Annotated in this window: 18 protein-coding genes; 3 read left to right on the plus strand and 15 right to left on the minus strand. The window is 39.8% G+C overall.

Annotation, left to right across the window (positions count from 1 at the left end; genetic code table 11):
• Positions 1 to 84: 84 nt before the first annotated feature.
• The 3 genes from CXF71_RS17920 to CXF71_RS17930 form a co-directional block, all read right to left on the minus strand.
• Positions 85 to 1,560: a M20 family peptidase gene (locus tag CXF71_RS17920; protein ID WP_157826788.1), complete on the minus strand. Its 1,476-nt coding sequence runs from the start codon at positions 1,558 to 1,560 to the stop codon at positions 85 to 87.
• Positions 1,561 to 1,678: 118 nt separating this feature from the next.
• Positions 1,679 to 3,316 (minus strand): AMP-binding protein, encoded by a 1,638-nt coding sequence (locus CXF71_RS17925; protein ID WP_101234312.1) that lies wholly within the window; start codon positions 3,314 to 3,316, stop codon positions 1,679 to 1,681.
• A 439-nt stretch (positions 3,317 to 3,755) separates the two neighbouring features.
• Entirely contained in the window at positions 3,756 to 4,046 is a 291-nt protein-coding gene (locus CXF71_RS17930) for an ArsR/SmtB family transcription factor (protein WP_101234313.1), read from the minus strand.
• 107 nt (positions 4,047 to 4,153) lie between these two features.
• Here CXF71_RS17930 and CXF71_RS17935 point away from each other — a divergent pair, with 107 nt between their 5' ends.
• Both CXF71_RS17935 and CXF71_RS21895 read left to right on the plus strand, forming a co-directional pair.
• Positions 4,154 to 5,092 carry a permease gene (locus CXF71_RS17935; RefSeq protein WP_198559908.1) on the plus strand — a complete coding sequence of 313 codons (939 nt, stop codon included), beginning with the start codon at positions 4,154 to 4,156 and terminating at the stop codon, positions 5,090 to 5,092.
• A 25-nt stretch (positions 5,093 to 5,117) separates the two neighbouring features.
• A complete protein-coding gene (locus CXF71_RS21895) occupies positions 5,118 to 5,234 on the plus strand; it encodes a M14-type cytosolic carboxypeptidase (protein WP_332871784.1) in 117 nt (38 codons plus the stop codon).
• A gap of 131 nt (positions 5,235 to 5,365) precedes the next feature.
• On the opposite strand, the gene acs is transcribed toward CXF71_RS21895, so the two are convergent.
• Positions 5,366 to 7,312 (minus strand): acetate--CoA ligase, encoded by a 1,947-nt coding sequence (acs, locus tag CXF71_RS17940; protein WP_101234315.1) that lies wholly within the window; start codon positions 7,310 to 7,312, stop codon positions 5,366 to 5,368.
• A 620-nt stretch (positions 7,313 to 7,932) separates the two neighbouring features.
• On the minus strand, positions 7,933 to 8,253 hold the full coding sequence (locus tag CXF71_RS17945) for a DUF6172 family protein (RefSeq protein ID WP_101234316.1): 321 nt from the start codon (positions 8,251 to 8,253) through the stop codon (positions 7,933 to 7,935).
• 16 nt (positions 8,254 to 8,269) lie between these two features.
• Between CXF71_RS17945 and CXF71_RS21850 the strand changes: the two genes are divergently transcribed.
• A complete protein-coding gene (locus tag CXF71_RS21850) occupies positions 8,270 to 8,404 on the plus strand; it encodes a hypothetical protein (RefSeq protein WP_269800825.1) in 135 nt (44 codons plus the stop codon).
• Positions 8,405 to 8,411: 7 nt separating this feature from the next.
• Here the strand turns inward: CXF71_RS21850 and pip are convergent, their stop codons facing one another.
• From pip to CXF71_RS17995, 10 genes are all read right to left on the minus strand, one after another.
• Positions 8,412 to 9,368, minus strand: a complete 957-nt coding sequence (gene pip / locus CXF71_RS17950; protein WP_101234317.1) for a prolyl aminopeptidase — start codon at positions 9,366 to 9,368, stop codon at positions 8,412 to 8,414.
• Positions 9,369 to 9,483: 115 nt separating this feature from the next.
• Positions 9,484 to 9,861 carry a DUF2237 family protein gene (locus CXF71_RS17955; RefSeq protein ID WP_101234318.1) on the minus strand — a complete coding sequence of 126 codons (378 nt, stop codon included), beginning with the start codon at positions 9,859 to 9,861 and terminating at the stop codon, positions 9,484 to 9,486.
• Positions 9,862 to 10,040: 179 nt separating this feature from the next.
• Positions 10,041 to 10,700, minus strand: a complete 660-nt coding sequence (locus CXF71_RS17960) for a sensor histidine kinase (protein ID WP_101234319.1) — start codon at positions 10,698 to 10,700, stop codon at positions 10,041 to 10,043.
• Between the two features lie 433 nt (positions 10,701 to 11,133).
• The gene (locus CXF71_RS17965; RefSeq protein ID WP_101234320.1) at positions 11,134 to 15,558 is read right to left on the minus strand and encodes a PKD domain-containing protein; all 4,425 of its coding nucleotides are present in this window, start codon (positions 15,556 to 15,558) and stop codon (positions 11,134 to 11,136) included.
• A 471-nt stretch (positions 15,559 to 16,029) separates the two neighbouring features.
• Positions 16,030 to 17,397: a tetratricopeptide repeat protein gene (locus CXF71_RS17970; RefSeq protein WP_101234321.1), complete on the minus strand. Its 1,368-nt coding sequence runs from the start codon at positions 17,395 to 17,397 to the stop codon at positions 16,030 to 16,032.
• Positions 17,398 to 17,518: 121 nt separating this feature from the next.
• Positions 17,519 to 18,166 carry an energy transducer TonB gene (locus CXF71_RS17975; RefSeq protein WP_101234926.1) on the minus strand — a complete coding sequence of 216 codons (648 nt, stop codon included), beginning with the start codon at positions 18,164 to 18,166 and terminating at the stop codon, positions 17,519 to 17,521.
• Between the two features lie 56 nt (positions 18,167 to 18,222).
• On the minus strand, positions 18,223 to 18,633 hold the full coding sequence (locus CXF71_RS17980; RefSeq protein ID WP_033084043.1) for an ExbD/TolR family protein: 411 nt from the start codon (positions 18,631 to 18,633) through the stop codon (positions 18,223 to 18,225).
• Positions 18,634 to 18,729: 96 nt separating this feature from the next.
• Complete coding sequence (locus CXF71_RS17985; protein WP_101228544.1) at positions 18,730 to 19,257, minus strand: MotA/TolQ/ExbB proton channel family protein; 528 nt, start codon at positions 19,255 to 19,257, stop codon at positions 18,730 to 18,732.
• 3 nt (positions 19,258 to 19,260) lie between these two features.
• Positions 19,261 to 20,658: a MotA/TolQ/ExbB proton channel family protein gene (locus tag CXF71_RS17990; protein WP_101234928.1), complete on the minus strand. Its 1,398-nt coding sequence runs from the start codon at positions 20,656 to 20,658 to the stop codon at positions 19,261 to 19,263.
• 140 nt (positions 20,659 to 20,798) lie between these two features.
• Entirely contained in the window at positions 20,799 to 21,623 is an 825-nt protein-coding gene (locus CXF71_RS17995; protein WP_101234322.1) for a DUF3450 domain-containing protein, read from the minus strand.
• Between the last annotated feature and the right edge of the window lie 133 nt (positions 21,624 to 21,756).

Consider the following 21,756-nt stretch of genomic DNA (forward strand, 5'->3'; position numbering starts at 1 on the left):
AGCTATATTATGCCAAGAGGTAACATTATCTTAAGCTGATAGTGCCGTATACTTACTAAAATACAGCCACTCTTATTAAACCTATTAAATTAACGCTTCTGTACCCAGTATTAACTCTCTATAGAACTTCACCATGTCGATGTAATCATCAACTTTAATCTGTTCATCAATACCATGCATTCGATCAAGTGTTGATGGTGTTAAGCGATTAAAGGTGAAACGATAAATGCTGTCACTTAATCCTGCGTAATGTTTAGAATCTGTGCCTCCCACCACTAAATAAGGCGTAATAATCATTGCTGAATCTTGAGTTACTCGGTAAATACTTTCTTTAATTAATAGGAAATTTTGATTATCACTTTTAGAGACTGTCGAAGCTTCTCGTCCAAAACTTCCAAACTGACTCACTTTAATACTGTCGTTATTAATTGCCTGTGTGACATAAGCAATCACTTGTTCAACAGTGTCACCCGGCATTAGTCTAAAGTTGACAACAGCACTTGCTTCCGTTGGTAAAACATTATCTTTGTCTGAGCCTTTTGCCATAGTGACAGCAGTTGTTGTTCTTATCGCCGCATTGGCAGTTTTACTTTGGCTCAATATATTTTCGACTAAGGGTTGGCTTAGCCACATATTGGCAAAGATCGCTTTTTGAATTCCCGCCATCGCAGGAAGAATATTTTCAAAAGTTTGCTGAGAGTATTGAAATTTTACCGGGAAAGGCGTGTTTTCAAGGGCAACTATTGCCAGAGCAACTTCACCCAACGCAGAGTGTTTAGGTGGCATTGAAGAATGTCCACCGATTGCAATTTTTGTTAACTTTAAACTGAGATAGCCTTTTTCAGCGATACCAATTAAAGCAACAGGGCTGTTAATCCCAGGGATAACACCGTCACTAACAATGCTCCCTCCTTCATCTAAAATATATTCAAATTCAATATTTCTATTTCTTAACCGATCAGCTATTTGTAGGGCCCCATTTAGACCACCAATCTCTTCATCATGACCAAAGGCTAAATAAATACTTCTTTTAGGTGCAAAACCTTTACCAATTAGGTTTTCAACGGCTTCCATCATGCCTACTACACCAGATTTTATGTCGATAGCGCCGCGCCCCCAAATAATGCCATTTTCAATATCACCTGAGAACGGTGCATGGCTCCATCTATCTAAGGTTTGTCCGTCTGCTGGCACAACATCTAAATGGCTTATTAATAAAGTTGGTTTTAACGATGGATTTGTACCCTTCCAGTGATACAGCAAGCTATAATTATTTACTTTTTCTAGCTCAAGAGTTTGATGAAGTTTTGGAAATTCTTCCGCTAAAAACTGATGAAAATCGACAAACGCCTGTTCGTTAACTTTATTGTCATTATTACTAGAGATCGTTTTAAATTGAATAGCCTCAGATAGTCTTAATGCTAAAGCTTCTTTATTTAAAGTGGAGTTGTCTAACAGCGGTTTTAACACTGTTTTTGACGAGGTAAAATTTGCCGTGTTAACAGTGATAATAACAATAAGCACAACAAATAATGAACCGAGTAACTTTATAAATTTCATACTGGCGTTTTCCATGTGATTTTTTATTTGAAAAGCGATGATTTGACCTAGAATACGACACCTTAGATTTGAGCAAGAAATAAGGGGTGAGATTAGGCTTTTTCATTCAACTATCCACTTATTCTTCTTCCCAGACCACCTTAGCATCAGGCGAATTAGGAATTAAATTGCCGTACTTTTGTTCTAATACATTGCGTTTAATTTTCATTGTTGGCGTTAGACAATTGTTTTCTATAGTCCATTCACTTTTGCACAGGAAGAGATAATCGACCTTTTGATGTACCTCTAACTCATCATTGACTGTTTTTAAAAAACATTTAAGCCTATTTTCTACCGCTACATCCTTTCTATTTAATAACCCTGCCAAGACGACTAAAGCGATGGGTTGCTTTAGTCCTATGCCTATAACGCACACTTGTTCAATATCAAGGCTGGCACTTAATGCACTTTCAATAGGCACGGGGGCTACATATTTACCTTTCCCTGTTTTGAACTGCTCTTTGATACGGCCAATAATGTTGTATACACCCTCATCATTAATTTCGCCTATATCTCCTGTATGAAACCATCCATGAGTAAAAGATGCTGCTGTAGCCTCGGGATTTAAATAATAATCACTAAATACCGCATCACCACGAATAAGAATTTCTTTTTCGGCTGACAGTTTCATCTCAACACAATCAATAGGCACTCCAATAGTACCGATATTTTTCTCAGACCAAGGAAAATTTCCGCATGACATACCTGATGTCTCAGTCATCCCCCAACCTTCGCAAATCGGCATGCGTAATTTTTGATACCACTTCAGCAAAGACTTGGCAATAGGTGCAGAGCCTGAGCCAAAAATAGTGACATGCTGCAAGCCTAATTCACTGCGAATTTTATACGCAACGAACCGACCGACTACAGGTATCGCTAATAATATATTAAGTTTATTTTGTGGTATTTTTGTCAAAACACGTGATTGAAATATTGACCATAATCGAGGCACAGAATAAAAGGCAGTGGGTTTAGCATATTTTAGATCGTCAATAAAAGTATCGAATGATTCGGAAAAAAACAGTTCGAAGCCAACATATAAACTAACAAACTCAAAGCTTCGCTCTGTAACATGCGCTAACGGTAAATAAGAGAGCACTCTATCACTATCTTTAAACTTGATTGCGATGGATGAATGTTGCGCTGCTGACGCTAAGTTTTTATAAGTTAAAACAACGCCTTTTGGATCGCCGGTTGAACCCGAAGTATAAACGATTGTAGCCATATCATTAATCAAGGGCATGTTGATAACTGACAACGGTTTGAAATCAATTAACCAGTCACTGAAATTTACCCGAGCATTCACTGTAGGATAAGGAAAGGCTATACGCAGTACATTTTTTGGAATAGCTTCTTCGGCAGGATTAGTATCATCAAGTTTACCAATAAATACCGCTTTTATATCGCTATGTTCAATAACGTAACTGATGGTGCGTGTATTGGCTGTTGCATAAATGGGTACACTTACCATACCAGCCATCATAATAGCTAAATCTGCGATAATCCATTCAGCGCAGTTCTTAGATAAAATGCCTATTTTACTACCTTTTTCATAATGTTGAGCTTTCAATCCTGACGCTATGCAACGCGCCTGATGCTCTACATTACGCCATGTAAACTGATGCCATTCGCGATTTACCGGCTGGTTCATTAGCACCTCATCAGGATGAGATTTTGTATGCCTTAATAAATTATCTATAGGTGTAAAGTATTCCATCAGTCATTCCTATATTATTTGTATTGCTAAGGTAGTTTGCTGCGCACTTATCGTGATTGAGCTAAAGCCCATGTTTGCCTACTAGTTATAGCCCTCACAGATTGACTCACATCTGTAATAGGTAATGGTCTATTCAATAGTTTTGATTAAAATAGTACTGTTTACTGGCTCCCAAAAGACATCCCATTGCAATTATCTGAACAGCAATGAGCGTTGAACGGACGTAGATAATGACCAATTACCTGTCGACCTTATTAGCTCAACTAACTAGCGAAATCCGACCTTATTCATCGATAACTCATCTAATCTAATGATCACTGATATAGTTAAGCTGACGTTACAGGCTTCAAGGCTAAAAGTCACCAATATAGACCAAAGCAGCCATTAGTCATATCTAAAAACGAGAAACTGAGTTCTGCTTTTAGCTTTCAAACACCCCTTATGTTTCATCAATACAGCAATCATCTTGAAAAAAAGCAATAACGGCTTGCAGCTTTTCATAGTTAACAACGCAAAACAAAGTGCGACCTTCACGTCTTTGTATAATGAGATCAGCTGATACTAAGCTCGATATATGATGCGACAACGTAGAACCAGGAACATCAAGCTCTTGCTGTAGGCTGCCAACCGCAATGCCTTGCTGCCCTGACAGAACTAATCTTTTAAAAATAGTTAATCTGGTTGGATGTCCTAATTCTTTCAATGCTTTAGCTATTACTTCAATGGTCATAGTTAATTTCTCTCGTTTTTTATATTTCGATATTACCAGAAATATATTGACAAGGATAATTTAAATCTCTATATTTCGATTATTCCGGAAATATAGAGATTAAGATTATGTCTACAGAAATGAAAAGTGCACTTGAGTTTTTTATTACAACCTTCGCAGAATTAGCCATTTTATTTATTATCATTAGCTTTGTTGTCAGCGTCATAAACGACAAACTACCACCTGAAAAAATCAAGCAATTACTCAGCGGTAACCGAGGGTACGGTGTGGCAGTTAGCCTTGGTGCGTTAACGCCATTTTGTAGTTGTTCTACATTACCAATGACAATCGGATTAATAAAAGCTAGAGCTGCATTTGGCCCAATAATGGCTTTTTTATTCACATCACCTTTATTGAACCCATTTATTGTCGGCCTTTTTTGGCTAACATTTGGGGTTAAAGTTACCTTGATTTATAGTGTTTTCGTTATTGTGTTAGCCATTGTCAGCGGTTATTTCTTAGAGAAATTTCATTTCGAACGTTTTATTAAAGCTGACTTATTCACATCCAGTTGTGGTGAAAAGTCGAATAATGACAAACAAGACAGTGTGGAATGTAATAGTTCAAAAAATCAGAGTCCAAGTACTGTGCAACAGTCTTCACAACATTGGAATAAATTACTCGTAGATACGACTAAACAGTTTATATCCTTCGCCCCTTATATGATGATCGGCGTTGGTGTTGGTGCCTTATTACACGGTTACGTACCACAAGATGCTTTTGAAAACTTACAGGGTTATAGCGTGATAATAATAATTCCACTCGCGGCAATCGTTGGCGTATTTCTCTATGTTCGTGCATCAACCATGGTACCGATTGCTACAGCTTTAATTGCTAAAGGCATGAGCATGGGATCGGTCATTTCACTCACTATAGCAGGCGCTGGAGCAAGTTTACCTGAAATGATTATGATGAAACGCATGTTCCACTGGCCATTAATGTTTGCTTTTATCTTTGTAGTGTTTGCCACAGCATGTATCACTGGCTTTGCTATTGAGCTGATTTAATAATTAAAGCATAAGGAACTAAATAATGAAGATTTCACATAACTTTGACAGTGGTAGTATTGCGGTAATCGATACTAAAGATATTAGTAACATTCAGTTAGAACTAACAACTGATAGTAACTATTTGAAGACGGACAATTAATGCGTGTAATTGGTATTATATTGAAAGATCAATTTCTTATATTTACAAGGTTTTGTACCGTAAACTGGAACCATAAAAAAGCGCCTTTCGGCGCTTTAATTATGATACTAGTAGTGATAAACAATTAGTGTTTATGCACCGTGAATAATACGTTGAGAAATCAAGTTCTCAACAACACTTGGGTCTGCCAAGGTTGAAGTATCACCTAAAGTATCGACATCATTCTCAGCAATCTTACGTAAAATACGACGCATGATTTTACCTGAACGTGTTTTCGGTAAACCTGGTGCCCATTGAATGTAATCAGGTTTAGCAAAACGGCCTAATTCTTTCGCAACAAATTCACGTAGCTCTGCATTTAACTCGTCTGATTCAGTTGCACTGCCCATTAAGGTCACGTAACAATAAACGCCTTGGCCTTTAATTTCATGTGGGTAACCAACAACTGCAGCTTCAGCAACTGCTGGATGAAGTACTAACGCACTTTCAATTTCAGCTGTACCAAGTCGATGACCTGATACGTTAAGCACGTCATCAACACGGCCTGTTATCCAGTAGAAACCATCTTCGTCACGTTTCGCGCCATCACCAGTAAAATAGTTACCTGGGTATTGACCTAAGTACGTTTGATAGAAACGATTGTGATCGTTATAAACCGTACGTAGTTGTCCTGGCCAGCTAGCCGTCATGACTAATAAGCCTGCGTTTTCACCTTCTAAGGTATTACCTTCTTTATCAAACAGCGCTGGCTGTACACCAAAGAATGGCTTACCTGCACAACCTGGTTTCATGTCGACTGCACCCGGTAGTGAGGTAATTAAAATACCACCTGTTTCTGTCTGCCACCACGTATCAACAATTGGGCAATTACTCTTGCCAACCACTTCATAATACCAATGCCATGCTTCAGGGTTAATGGGTTCACCTACCGTACCTAATAAACGTAAAGACGATAAATCAGATGCGTTAACTAAGTCATCACCAATACTCATCAATGCACGAATCGCTGTAGGCGCTGTGTAGAATACGTTAACTTTATGTTTTTCACATACTTGCCAAAAACGACCTGCATCTGGGTATGTTGGTACACCTTCAAATACTAAAGTCGTTGCACCGTTTGCTAACGGGCCATAGAAAATGTAAGAGTGACCAGTGATCCAACCGGCATCGGCTGTACACCAGTAAATTTCGCCTTCTTTATAATCGAAGACATATTTATGGGTCATTGCAGCATAAAGAATGTAACCACCACAAGTATGAACGACACCTTTGGGTGTACCTGTTGAACCTGAGGTATAAAGAATAAATAATGGATCTTCAGCATCCATTATTTCTGGCTCACAGACTGCTGTTTGTTTCGCTACCGCTTCTTCGTAGTTAATATCTACTTTTTCATTCCAAGCAACATCACCACCGGTACGGGCAACAACAATAACTGAATGAACATTAGGACAATCGGCAACAGCCGCATCAACATTCGATTTAAGTGGAATGCGCTTACCGCCACGAAGACTTTCATCAGCTGTGATAATTACTTTACAATCGGCATCTAAAACACGTGCTTTAATAGACTCTGTCGAGAAGCCACCAAATACTACTGAATGGATTGCACCAATACGGGCACACGCTAACATAGCGTAACCCACTTCAGGGATCATCGGCATGTAGATACAAACACGATCGCCCTTTTTAACACCGCGTTCTTTTAATAAGTTAGCTAAGCGACACACATGATCGTGTAATTCTTGGTAAGTAACTTTTGAGTCATCGTTTGGATCATCACCTTCAAAGATGATGGCGGTATCATTTGCTTTAGTCGCTAAATGACGATCAATACAGTTATAACTTACGTTAAGTTTAGCGCCAGAGAACCAGCTAATCTCAGAGTTTTTAAGATCAACTTTACTTACGCTGTCCCAAGGTTGATACCAATCAATAAATTCTTTTGCTTGCTCGCCCCAAAATTCATCAGGTTGTTCGATTGATTGCTTATACATAGCATCGTATGTAGCCGCATCAATATGAGTATGCGCTTTGGCTTTCTCTGAAACTGGATAACAAGATTTTAATTCTTTCATTTCTCTTCCTTCGGACTTAACTTGATTTTTATGTAAGTAAGCTAACTCTGTGGTTAACTTTTGGTCACGTTCAACTGCTATAAGACATGCTAAAATTTTTAGAAGGCTTTTGATATACGCCTTTAGTCTTGATTTTACGCTTTTACTCTATTTATTTGACCCAATAACTTTTACCCATATTGGTAGAAAGCTCAAGTAATTAAAACAACTAACTCATAACTTAACATTGAACGCACTAATTGACAACGCTGTCATAATTTACTTAAATGTTGCCAATAAAAAGCACCTGTCGTTACGTTGGGTGCTTTTATTGATCTATTCACTTTGTTTTTCTAAATATTAATGCGGATGCATGATACGAGTTATACCCGTTACATTAATTTAGTGATCAAAATTCAATGAGGATAAATTTTCAAGTCAAGGCGTGTGATTGAGCAATAGCTGGCTATTGGGATTGAGTGCAACACAGAAAGTGTAGATTTAGACCATTAGAAGAGGGGCAATTAATTAGAGTAATTAGTACGCTACCAAAAGAATAAATCCAATTTTAATAGACATAAAAAAACCGAGCGCGTGGCTCGGTCCTATAAATGATTACTAAAGTTAGCGCACGTTAGCGACTACTCGTCATCTAATTCAATATCGTCTTCATCTCTTGGCGTAAAGGTTCTAATACCTTCTTTGGCTACGATCTCAATGTAAAAAGACGTTAAGCCCTCAACTTGTGTTTGATCAATACGCTTATTAATGTCTGACAATTCTACTGGCTCTGCTTCTTCTTTGGTATTACCAAATTGGCAATCAAAATCCCAAAAGTCAGCACCTGAAGGTAATTTTTTATTACGTTCTCTTTTAAGATATTTTTTAACTTCGTGTTTAACAGAATCAACACGTCTTTCAAGTTTAATTTTCTCGTGGGTTAATTCAAATACTTTTTTCATGGATGGCCTTAAGTCGATGGCTACAATTACTCGCCTTTACGGTACGAATAATAGGTGTAAATTAGATAATGGCAGTATTTTACGTTACTTTCACGCAAGTAGCGAGATAGTGATGGCAACACAGCATAAAAAAATTACTGTCTTGCCATAAGCCAATGCTATAGCGCTAACATTGCTTGAGTTGCCGCGATTAAATGATGCTTAGTATTGGGTTCAACAGAGGCATGACCCGACGCTTCACTAAGTACTAAGGTTGATTTAGGCAATTTTTGGTGTAATAACCAAGCATTATCTGCAGGACAAACTATGTCGTAACGGCCATGTACTATTGCGGTTGGAATATCTTTTATTTTGTCGCAATTGGCTAAAATTTGGTTGTCTGTTAAAAAACAATCATTAACCATGTAATGTGCTTCGTGACGCGCTAATGTCCAAGCATGGTCATCACCTGTTGCGGCATCAACAAATGCTTGGTCTGGTTTTAAGGTACAACAACGAATTTCCCAAATACTCCAAGCGGTAGCAATTTTTTGCGCAAGTTCTTTATCTTCACCCACTAACATGGCATAAGCTGCTTTAGTCGTCGCTTGTGCGCGTCCTTCTGGCAGAACATCGACATAATCTTGCCAGTAATCAGGGAAAATACGTGCCGCGCCCCCACCAGAAAAAGTCCAATTAGTGTCAACGTCTCTACCTAAGAAAATTCCACGTAAGACTAAACTACTCACACTTACCGGATGAGTTTGTGCATAGACTAAAGAAAGAGTAGAGCCCCAAGAGCCTCCAAAAACATGCCATTTTTCAATCGCTAAATGCTGACGAATCTTTTCTATATCAGCCACTAAAAAAGTGGTTTCATTATTATCTAAACAACCGTGCGGTAATGAACGGCCACAACCACGTTGATCAAATAAAATTATATGATATTGCTGGGGATCAAAAAAACGTCTGTCATTCGTTGAACAACCACCACCTGGGCCACCATGAATAAAAAGCACAGGTTGCCCTTTTGGATTACCACATTGTTCTACATAAATTTGATGTTGACCATCGACATCAAGTAAGAAGTCATTAAAAGGGGAAATTTCAGGGTAAAACTCATTCAGGGTGCTCATTATATTATTCTCTTTATTCGCATTAGGTATCGCCTGCTATGGCGTGAATAGATCATTTAACTCAGTTAGCAGCGATGCACTTTATTTACTTGGATTATTTCTAGCTGGTTAATGCTTAACTTAGATCTAAAGCAAACTTCTTTAATATCTCGATTGGTACTATTTCCAAGGCTTTAATATGGGTTTTTCTTAAATGAACTCTTGGGGCTCTATCACTTTGATAAGCTTCTAGCCAGCGCTCTGCACATAAACACCAAGTATCTCCAGGTTTTATGCCTGCAAAATTAAATTCAGGTATTGGCGTAGATAAATCATTACCCTTAAAGCGAGAAAATTCTAAAAACTGCTGACTTGCTTCAATACAAATGGTATGCGAACCAACATCTAGCTCAGAGGTATTGCATTTATTATCACGAAAAAAACCAGTGATGGGATCGCCACCACAACCGACTAGCGCTTCACCGAATACATTAATTGACTCATCCATTTCCATAATTTTTCTCATTGCTACGACAGTTGAACTCATCTTATACCAGTTATCATTCAAAGTGCAGGATTTCAATGGGAATTAAAGTGACTTTAGCCTTGAGGGTAATTACAAATAAAGGACCTATTTTTTTGATTAATCTCTCGTCGTGAATTATCTGAAATAATGGGCATAAGTAACATCAATTACTCCTGGTAATAAGGCACTAAAGTGCGAATCGTTGTGCACTTACCTTCAACGGAAGAATAACTAATTGAATAACCATGCTTACTGGCTCCTTCCACAATACTTCTTGTGCCTATGCCATGTACTTTACCATCGCCATGTTGAAATAATATTGTTTTGTCTAACTCTTCTTGGCTCATGCCTTTACCATTATCAGTAAAAGTTCCCACTAAATAAGTCTCTTTCATCTCGATATGTACATCAAGCTCTGTGGCACCTGCGGCTATAGCATTACTGACAATGTTTTCACGTAAGCGTACCAATTCAACGGGGTTTAAATAAGCATTTTTAGGTTCATCAATCATAGTGACTTTTAAGTTGATTTTTATATCATAAATTTCCATCAACTTATCATAAGCAGGTTTTGAATTTTTAAGGAAATGTTCCTGGACGGCCATCAGTACAAAATCGTTATTGGTGTGTTCTGTTTCCTGATAGGTTCGAGCCAACTCATGTGATAAATCTCTCGCCCTCAGTAAGCCGTTAGTCACACGTTCTGCATAAGCATTCTGCTGTAATTCAGGATTCTTTAGTAACAATAACTCAAAAGACCCCATGGCAATGCCTAAGTGGTTGTTAACATCATGGTTTAAAAACAATACATTTTTACTTTCACTCATAGATAAGTTCCTTTTATTTATGCCCTGTTATATAAGGTAGACTATTGTAGTAAAAAAAAGGTTGAGGTATCACCACACAGTTAGCTCTGTATTGCAGACTATTAATACAAATAGCCTACTTATTTAGTCGTGTTACTCAAAGTTACTCGTAGTCGCGACATAAAGAAATATATAAAAACATTGGTGTAGGAGCATTTAAAGCTAACGTTATAGCAGTTTCATTAAAGCACTATTCTATTTTAGACTTAAAATAAATACCGAATATTAGGCATTTATTTCAACAACAAGTATAAATGACCAATAAATTAGTGAGATTGATATTAAAACAGCAATAAAACAAAGGGCGACTAAATCGAAAGCACCTTTGTTTGTTAGCGAGCTGCGGCTAGTTACCTCATTAGCCAACGAGATGTCGGCCATTGAGGAACACTAACTAATTAATTTCCGTGACACCTGGATAGAAGGTATCTATCGGCGTGTCCGCGGGTACCACGTTCTTAGTGAAGGCACCGCCGCTTAGCTTATAAGCGTACATATGATCTTCTTTTACATTGCCATTTGATGCGAAACCAACGATATCGCCATTTGCATCTTCAATAAGAAAGCCGACCATTGACGTATTCGTAATCGCCGCTACTTCGGTTACCGTGCTAGCCCCATCAAACTGCATCAACTTGCCGCCCTCGGTACCGTAATAAAATTTACCATCTGATGCGGCAAGTAACGCCGTAGAGGGTAAATCAATCAACCCCGTAACAGCATCAGTAATCGTTGGCGTTGCACAGTCGTTTTGAACCTGTTGAATAGTACCTTGGTTTGGCGAAGCACTTTCGCGTGTTACAAAATAACCATTACCGCCCGCCGTCGCGAAACTTAGCGCGCGAACGGGATCATGCGGTCCATTTGTCATGAAGTCATGAACGCCACGCTGCATGCTGGCTGGATCCACACAATAGAGCTTGTTATCAGTAAAAAACCATAAATTATCGTTATCTACTACCAATTCGTAACTCGGTATGCGCGCCGTCGTTGTATCAAAGTCCGCTAGCTCGTTAATCGCCAATGTGTCAACGTCAATGGAATACAGAGCATAAACTTGTCTGCGAAGATCCACTCCTAAACCATAGAGAGTATTAGATGAAGTCTCCCCCAGGCCAATCCCTGCTCTAAAGTATTTCGATGGTGCAATTTCTTGCGTAACACCGAGTGCAGAATCAAAGTGAATAGTCGCACCTTCAATACTATTACTACTGGCGCTACCCGATATCGTTGAGAAAAAATAATCGCCAGTCGATGCCTTCGTTACACGGCCAAATGGAAAACCACCATTTTCAAAACCAAAGTCGAACTGTTGCACGCTGTTATTCAACCGATCAGCCGTTAACAGCGCTCCCCGCTTATTAACCCCTCCGTCATAGCTCAAGGTTGTAACGAATCGATCGTTAATTGAATCGCTTGCACGATCCAAAATAGCAGGGTCACCGATAAAGTAAGTGCCCCTGTCACCACCACCGGTAATAATAGGACGGTCGACATAACTTCCTTTTGTCACTTCACTTAAGGTAGGTGAAGCAATGGATATTCCTAACGAAGCAGCGTTGAAGCCTATAAATGTTGATGCACTTTCATCAACAATATTCATATAAGCGGTATCACGAATTATCGAAGCAGTCACACCGCTAACTTGAGAGGTTTGAAGATTACTAAAGCTTCGAACAGCTACCGGTTGTGTAACGGCGCCATTAGTGCGGTATAAACCAGGGGCAAACCCCGCGGAACCGTCGCACATCACATAAATATCTACCAGTCCCCAACGAAAGGTGCCTTGTGCGTTGTGGCAATCACGAAGAGTAAAACCACCTCCGCCATTGCGTCCATTACCAGTTAAGATCAATGGGGAAAAGCTTTCAAGCATGATCATATAATCTTGATCGACAACAAATTTTCGTGCATTTGCCTCAATAGGAGAGCCAAATTCGGCAATACTCCACGCTTGACTTAGGTTGTTATTGTCAGTTGGCGTCATTTCAATTGCCGACAGTGCCTGCGATCGTAAACTGCCAAATGCCGCTAATATCTTATTACTATTACCGTTCCACGCTAGATCGGTATACGGTGCCAATCTCGAACCTGGGAAAGAACCTTGCGCTATACCAAACTCGGCAATAACGGAAAATCCCCGATAGTCAGCGCTACTAGGATCAGCGTTAACGTGGATTAGTACTCCTGCATCATTAGTTCCGCCTTTGAGGGTAAAGATAAACATCGATTTACCGTCAGGATGAAACAGAATTTGATGCCTAAATTGACGTACACGATGGCCGTTTAAAGTTATGTCTGGCGCATTAGCGAATATGACCGCAGTATTCGTTGCAGGGTCAAACTCAATAATTACTCCGGTATTATGTAACCCAGTTGCATCGATTAAGGCGTACATTTTCTCATTACTAGGGTGTAACACGGGAGACTGAACATGATCTATTGATCCCATACGAGGCAAACCATGAAGGCTTAAGATTTCTGTCGCCTTTGTCAAATCTCGTTCCTCTAAGGATATCAATGAACCCGAACCACTATCTCCGCCAGTAGCACTTAGCATCATTAAGTTATGCCCCGGAGGAAGCGGTATTGCAGCGCCTTTAATCGGGTCTTTCACGGACACCGTTTCGCTAATCCAATGACTATTTAACTGCCCATCATTCACAGCTAAAGTAACGGTGTAATTGCCTGCGACATCTGGGGTAAAAACAGGTTGAGCGACGGTACTATCGCTTAACGTCGCTAAACTTGCAGATGGCGTGAATAATATCCAATTATAGGTGAGCGTATCGCTATTTCCGTCAAAACTATTACTACCGTCCAGCGTATAGCTTGTACCCGTTATCCCATCAAGTGTCGAGCCTATACGAGCGACCGGCTCGATATTTTTTTCAGTATCATGAATCACGACAACATCGGGTAGGCTTATGCTCTTACCGTCGCTGACAAACAGCTGAATAACAAAATCGCCTTGGACATCGGGTGTAAAGTCCGGATTTCTAGTCTTATCCTTGTTCAGTTGTGCCAAACTACCCACAGGTCGGCTCAGAATCGCCCAGCTGTAATTCAGAGCATCGTTATCGGCATCGCTAGAGCCTGAACCATCGAGTACCAAATTCGCATTGAGATCAACTTGTCGATCTGGACCCGCATCAGCTACTGGCAGCGTATTACTCGCGCCGTCCCGAATAACGACCACATCTGAAGATTTTTGTCCCGTTGGATCGGTCACCGTGAGCTGTACTACGTAATCACCAGCACGATCAGGCATGAGGGACGCTATGGCCTGACGGCTGTCGTTAACAACTGTCGCGCTGCCGCTTGGGCTTGATAACATGGACCAATCGTAACTTAGTGGCTGTAACTCCGGATCACTCGAAGTAGAGCCATCCAAGGTCACTAATACACTGGTGGCCGAAGATTGATCTTCCCCAGCGTTCGCCATCGGCGGCAGATCTTGATCAGATATAATAACCGTCGCTGGGGCACTGCTTCTTTCACCGTCATTAACAATTAACTGAAAAACATAGTTGCCTAGTTCATCGGGCGTAAACTCGGGCGCGACAATATCCTTTGCTGAGAGTGTGGCGGCACTACCACTTGGTGCGGACACTAAACTCCAGTGATAACTTAACATGGCTCCTTCGGGATCAGTCGATTGCGTGCCATCTAGGTTGATTTTCTGGCCTGTCACTACCAACATTGGTGCGCCGGCATTAGCAGTAGGTGCTAAATTTTTAGTTGAAATAGTCACCGAGTCAACCGTACTTAAATACTGCCCGTCGTATATAATAAGCTGTACCACATAATGCCCAGCTACATCGGGGGTTAGCGAAGGGTGAAAGGTATGAGTATCTGCGAGAGTGACCGCTGAATTTTTGGGCTTCGAACTAATTGACCAACGAGGTGTTAATGTATCACCATCAGCGTCACGCGAACCGCTGCCATCAAGATGAGCTAACTGTCCCAACTGCCCACTAATATCTGCGCCAGCATTTGCGATTGGTATGTGATTACTTTTATGCAGTATTACCGTACTGACTTCGCTATCGACTTGGCCATCATTCACCGTGAGCGACAATACAAAATCGCCTGACATATCAGGGGTAATACTCGCCTTCACCGCCGTTGCATCAACAATCGTAGTGGTACTGCCCGCAGGGGCACTCACAATACGCCATTGATAGCTGAGTGAGTCGCCATCAACATCGCTAGAACCCGTGCCATCGAGCACCAATGAAGTGCCTACAAAGAAGGTGGTATTAACACCCGCATCGGCTACCGGTGGTAGATTTTTGTCACTGATTAATACTCTATCAGCTAGGCTATCACTACTGCCATCGCTGACGACTAACTGAACTTCATAATCACCGGCAACGTCGGGAGTTAAAATAGCATAAGGACTATCGGCACGCGCCAGTATTGCCGCACTTCCAGAAGGTATCGAAACCAAAGTCCATGTATAACTTAATAGATCGCCATCGCTATCAAAGCTCAAGCTACCATCGAGCGTAACTGCATCACCAGTTTGGGATTTTCGATCCAGCCCAGCATTGGCTATAGGTAAAGAATCACTGTCACTAATAGTCAAAATTACCGGTAGGCTATCTTCTTCGCCATTATTGACAATTAACTCAATTTTATAATCACCAAACTCATCAAGATATAAACTTGGGAAAGGGCTACTTGAATCACTCAGTTTACTAGTACTCGTTGTCGGCTGGCTGACGACCCGCCAAAAATAGGTCAACGGCGCACCATAGGGGTCATAGGACCCACTACCGTTTAATACCGCTGTAGCGCCTCGCTGAAGCATCATAGAATGTCCAGGATTAGCAATAGGAAGCACTATCTGAGAGTGTTTTTTGTTATCACTACAACCTGATAAAATAAGAACGAGTATTAGCAATATATATCGCATAGCAACCTTTAAATGATATTAGACTTGTTTGTAATATACATTTAAATAAATCATTTCGCCAAGATAACGTCAAATATAAGGCGTTTATTTAAATAACGTGTTGTTATTATTACTAAGTGAACAACAAAGTAGTTAGTAATGATAACAAATATAAAGGACCCATTAATTAGTGAAATTGCTCAAGCACTCTGCAACCTGCATCTGCAATGATAACGGGTATATACATTGCATTAAAACTGTATGTAACCCAGTTATCATTTTATCAATCGCTAGTAACTACAACCAACACTTTCCAAAGTGGTTTTATTTATTAACTCAAAAAAGCGCCCTAAGGCGCTTTCAGTTATGTTTATTTACTAAACAAAATAACTAATTAAGCATGGCTAACTGCACTTTATGTTGTTCTTGCTCTCGCTCAACATACTTGCCCCATTGTAGGGCGGCTTTTTTAGTACTAGCAAATTGTGATGCTTTTGAAAATGCTGCTAGCGAGGGCTCAAAGCTTTTCAAGTTGAAGTTCGCCATACCTACAATCAAATGCATATTAGCGATGTCCTTAACATTTTTGTCCTTGCTTTGCTTATGCTCATCGTAACGAGTTAAAGCAAGTTTTGCCGCATTTATCGCCGCTTGCCATTGCTCATTGTTTAAGTAAGTCTGCGCTAACAAAGCATCGTGCTCGCCAGACTGGGCAATATCGCTAACGCGAATCAACACCTTAATCGCTTTATCATCTTCTTTAGCTGATAAATAGGCACGAGCTAACATGCTTAAGTTATCTTCATCGGCAAATATACTTCCTTGATCGATAGCATCATCTAACACGGCGGCACTTTTATAGGGTGCGCCATGGAATAAATAAAGTTGTGACAAAGTAATAATATCACTAGTTTTGGTAATATATCCCGCTTGGTAGGCCGCTTCCATTACCGCCATTTGTTTAGCTTCTTCCCCGATTTCACCGTACATGCTTGAAAGCTGTAACCAGTATTGTGGTTTATCATATAAACGCACTAGCTTTTCCATCACCTTAGTGACTTGCTTAGGTTGTTGTAGTTCATAATAAGTAGCACGTTGTAAAGTAAGCCAATTTTCTTTAGGCAGTTTATTTTCAGCTTCAACTAAACTCACGGCTATTTCAATATGCTTTAAACTATTAACAAAATCTTTATCTTGAAAATAAACTTGTGCAAATAACATTTCTTGATTGCCAGTTAGCTCCTTGTCATTAAGATTTTGCCATTGGATTAGGTAATCAAGCGCTTCTTTAAAGTCTTGTTGTTGCATGCTTAATTGCGCTAGCGAATAAAGCGTTGAGATGATCAAGCTATCTGGAATTGCTGTCTCAGCAATAACCTTATTAAAACTATCAATCGCCAATGTTAAATCGTCGTTACCGTAATACATAAAGCCGTAAAAATTAAATAACATGGCACGTTCATAACTATTTAAGCTATCAAGTCGCCCCTCGACTTCGGCTAACACTTCAAAGCCTTCTATTTTATCACCTTCATCGGCCAGCTGTTGGGCACGGGCTAATTGTGAATATACGCGGTTACGCATCGCGGGTACTTTTTTACTCGTGCGATAACTTTTTTTATCGGTTTGAGCTGTTGCGACACTGTTTTTATCCGTATTGGTCGCTGTATTTTCTTCTGCAGCAAAAACTTTGCTGGTTGTTATTGTGACAAGTAAAGTAAATAGGGTTGTCAGTAGTAAGGAGTGTTTGTTTTTCATAACTGGATCCTTAATTAGCTATTAATAAGTAATGTGTAAAAGCTTAAAAATGGATTTACGATCAGAGACCACAGAATCCATTTTTACCTTGTGAGTGTTTTGAAATATTAGGCCAAACGGCTTAACCATCAATTTCAAAACTAATTTTGTTTTGCACGCCAGCAACTTCCATCGCTACACCATCAACGACCCGTGGTTTGTATTTGAACTTGGCAACCGCATCAAGTGCTGCTCGGTCAAATACTCCTTCAGGTTTTGCTTGTACTACCACGGCATTACTCACTGCACCTGTTTTTGTCACAACAAATTCAACAATAACAAAGCCTTCAATGCCACGAGATTGCGCTCGACGTGGATAAATCGCTGCGACCTTAACAATCGGTAAATAATCACCATCACCACTGTCTAAACTCAAACCGCCAGATAACCCCATATCTGTTTGAATATCCGCTGCAAAACTACTTTTTACGGCATTAGCATTAGGGTTAGATTGCTGCATTTGAGGTGCGTTCATTGGCGGTGGTGGCTCTTTTGGCTTTGCTGGCTTTTGTGGTTTTCGTTCTTTTTTTACAATGGTTTCATCTTGTTTTAAGCGGATAAAATCAAGTACACTGCCTTGTGCAGGGTCTGTCATCACTTCATTGCCACCAGCAATTAGCTTCTGCATACCCCAGAGTAAAAGGAAGGTCATGCTTAATGCTAATACTCCAGCAATTACATAACGAGTACCACTACGTACAATTATCTCTTGAGGTATGTCTTGCGACATTTGCTGTGACATTTCTTTTGGCATGTTTGTTAACATGTTAAGTCCTTAAGCTATTCTTAGGCCTCTTGTGCTGCAATAGACACATCATAAACACCCGCGGCGCGCGCAGAATCCATCACCTTAATTAACGTCTCAGTAGTAGATTTTTTATCGGCTTGAATAACAACAGTACCTTGGGGGTTTTCTGCTTTTAAGCGTTCAATATTCGCTTGGACACTACGAATATCTACTTTACGTTTGTTGATCCAAATATCACCCTTGTCGCTAATTGCAACCAAGATGTTGGCTCGCTCTTTCTTTACCGCCGTAGCGGCTTCTGGACGATTAACGTCAATGCCTGCTTCTTTAACAAAGGAGGCGGTGACAATAAAAAAGATTAACAAAATAAACACCACATCAAGCATGGGGGTCATATCAATTTCTTCTTTTTCATCTTGATCTTGTAACATTTGGTTTAAGTGACGCATAACTAACTCCTACAATTCTATTTTGAAATAACTATTTCATTCAAACAAAATAGTTATCCGCTATTAATTTACGGTCTAATTCTTACGAGCTAATAACTAATGACTAACCGTCAAACTATCAGCTAACAATTCCGATTCTTTTTTAGCATTACGGCGTAACCAGGTTGCAGTAAATACACCTGATAACGAACCGACCATACCTGCCATTGTCGGGATAGTGGCGCGTGATACACCCGACGCCATAGACCTTGCGTTACCGCTGCCCGATATTGCCATCACATCAAATACTTCAATCATGCCAGTTACCGTGCCCAGCAAACCTAATAGCGGACATAAAACCACCAAGGATTGAATAAGTGCTAAATTGCGATTTAACTTAGTAGTACCACGAGAAATTAAGGCGTTGCGTATTTGTTCGCTATACCAAGAGGTTTGATCTTTACGACCTTGCCATACACTAATCATGTGTTTCTTTACGCTACGGTAGCTGTAAAAAACAAAAACAAAGCGTTCAAAAATCAATAGCCACATAATGAAGATAACGGCGGCAATCACGATTAATACTTGACCACCGGTATCCATAAACTCATTAATGGCGTCGTACATTTCCATTAAGGCAATCACGATTTATGCTCCTTGACCTGCAAGCTCAGGGCTTTGTGATGCTTTATCGCTTTGCGCTTCAGCGCGCTCAGCTCTTTCCGCAATGAGTCCGGTACTTTCTTGTTGTAAAATATTAACGATGTTACGACTACGACCATTTAAGTAGGCAAAGATAAAAACCATTGGGATAGCAACAACTAAACCTAAAACGGTAGTTACCAGTGCTTGAGAAATACCACCTGCCATAAGCTTAGGGTCGCCGGTACCAAATAAAGTAATCGCTTGGAAGGTATTAATCATACCGGTTACCGTACCGAGTAAGCCGATTAACGGTGCCACCACTGAGATGATTTTAATTAAGGTTAGACGTTTTGATAACTTAGGTACTTCTCTTAAAATAGACTCAGATAATTTAAGCTCTAAGGTTTCAGTGTCTAGGTTTGGATTGTTATCTTTAACTTGCATAACACGACCCAGCGGATTATCACTAGATGCTATTGATGATTTAAGTTGACGTTCAACTTTTGAGCCGATAAACACTAAACTAATTAAACGTTCAAGTGCAATAAGTAGCCCGACAAAGCCAATGGCTAAAATGATGTAACCTACTGGACCACCTTGATCTACTCGTTCTTTCAAGTCAGGTGCTTGCACTAATAAACTTAAAATTGAACCACCCGTTGGGTCTAAGGCAAAAGCGGTTGTACTCTGTTCTGATGAACGGCTGTTAAGTAAATCACTGGTTGTCGCTAAGTATCTATTAGACGGTTGCCTAATAAGCTCTGCAACCGTACCTGTTTCGTCAATATATTCTAAATACTTGCCATCTGAAATTAAGTTAAAGCCACCAACACGCGTAACTTCAGCATTTTTACGGTCACCATTAGCTAAAACAACTTCACGGTTAAACGTTGTTACTTTACCGCTTTGTGTCATTTCGCGTTGTAATTCAAACCATAAACGTTCTATCTCGCTAATGGAGGCAAGCTTTGAACTTGATCCCATACTTTGCGCAAATTCATCTAAAAACTGACCACGGCCGGGTATTTGCGCAGAAATAACTGACGTTTGAAACTTACTGCGAGTATCACCTGATACTTGCTGTAAAACACCAAACAACTCTTTTAATTCACCTAAACGTTTATCTAAAGCCTCGGCCTTATTCGCTAAGTCAATCTCATTATCAGCAAAGTTTTGTTCAAGCTGCACACTAAGTACTAAGGCATTATCACGCTGGTAACCCATATCATTCAGCATATTTTGCTGTTGATTAACTTTGCCTTTAAATTCACTTTCTCGTGCTTGGTTTTGCTTGGTCTGCGTTATCTTTCCTTGCGCTAGCTGGTTTAATAAATCATCTAGGTTTACGGCATCTTGGGCATAACTAAGCGCACTTAAGCTACTTAATGAAGCGAACGTCATTGAAAGTGCAGACACGGTTAACGCTTTTTTACCTGACTGGCTTAATTTTGTTACTGTGTTAATTACCGCTTGGCCCACTTTATTAGTGATGGCTTTTCTTACTGTGTTTTTTATTGCATTAGGATAAGTAGTCATCATTATTACTCTGCTTGTGTCGATGTTTCATTGAAAGACACTGGTACCATAATCAAATCAGGTGCTAGCTGTTTACGGGCTATACGTAAGGCTTTATTAATGCCTAAACGATAATCTTGTGACAAAGGTTGCCACTGACCCGTTCCTTTTGAAGATTGCTGCCATTCACCTAAACGACTACCGTCACGTGTTTGATAAACCAAACTCACACGGCCAATACGTAAAAAGTCAACATCCATTTGTTTACCGTCAATAGGTAAAATACCGCTATACGCTTCAATAGTACGGCCGTAATCAACTTCTATTTGATACGCTTCTAGTACACGACGAAACTTCTCAGAAACTGAAATATCGGCACGATTCATCATGGTTTTTAAGTCTTCAACACGCTTTGTTCTTTCGCTTGGCAAAAAAGGTACATCCAAGTCAACAAAGCTATCTAAGGTACTGATCATACGCGCCATTAATGGTGATATTTGACGTTCAATAACACTTACTTCTTCCATTGACCTAGCTAATTGGGCTAGTTCAGTTAATTGGCTATCAAGCTGTGTTTGCATTTGCTGGTTATAAACACTGAGACCATCAACTTCTTTTGTGACTACATGAAATTGCTGTAATTTAGTTTGTACTTGATCGGTAAAACGGTTTATTTTTTGTTGTGACTTAGCAGCAGATTGATTAATTTGCTGTCCTGCATCAACAACATGGGTTAATTGATCGCTATTAGTTTCAGGGAGTTGCTCTGCAAACGACAGAGATGAAAAAACTAAGCTTGTGGTACTGATGCTTAACAACAAACTTGCTTGCGCTAGTTTAGATAACTTCATAGGTTTACCTTCATCGCTAAAAATTAATTATTTTTATGAACAATGCCTTTATGGTTCTGCGTAATTGCGCAAATCAATTAAAGCATTAAATGTATGAGGCGAAGTTTACCGAGCAAATGTGACACTTAAATTG

Source organism: Colwellia sp. 12G3 (assembly GCF_002836775.1).
Lineage (GTDB): Bacteria > Pseudomonadota > Gammaproteobacteria > Enterobacterales > Alteromonadaceae > Colwellia.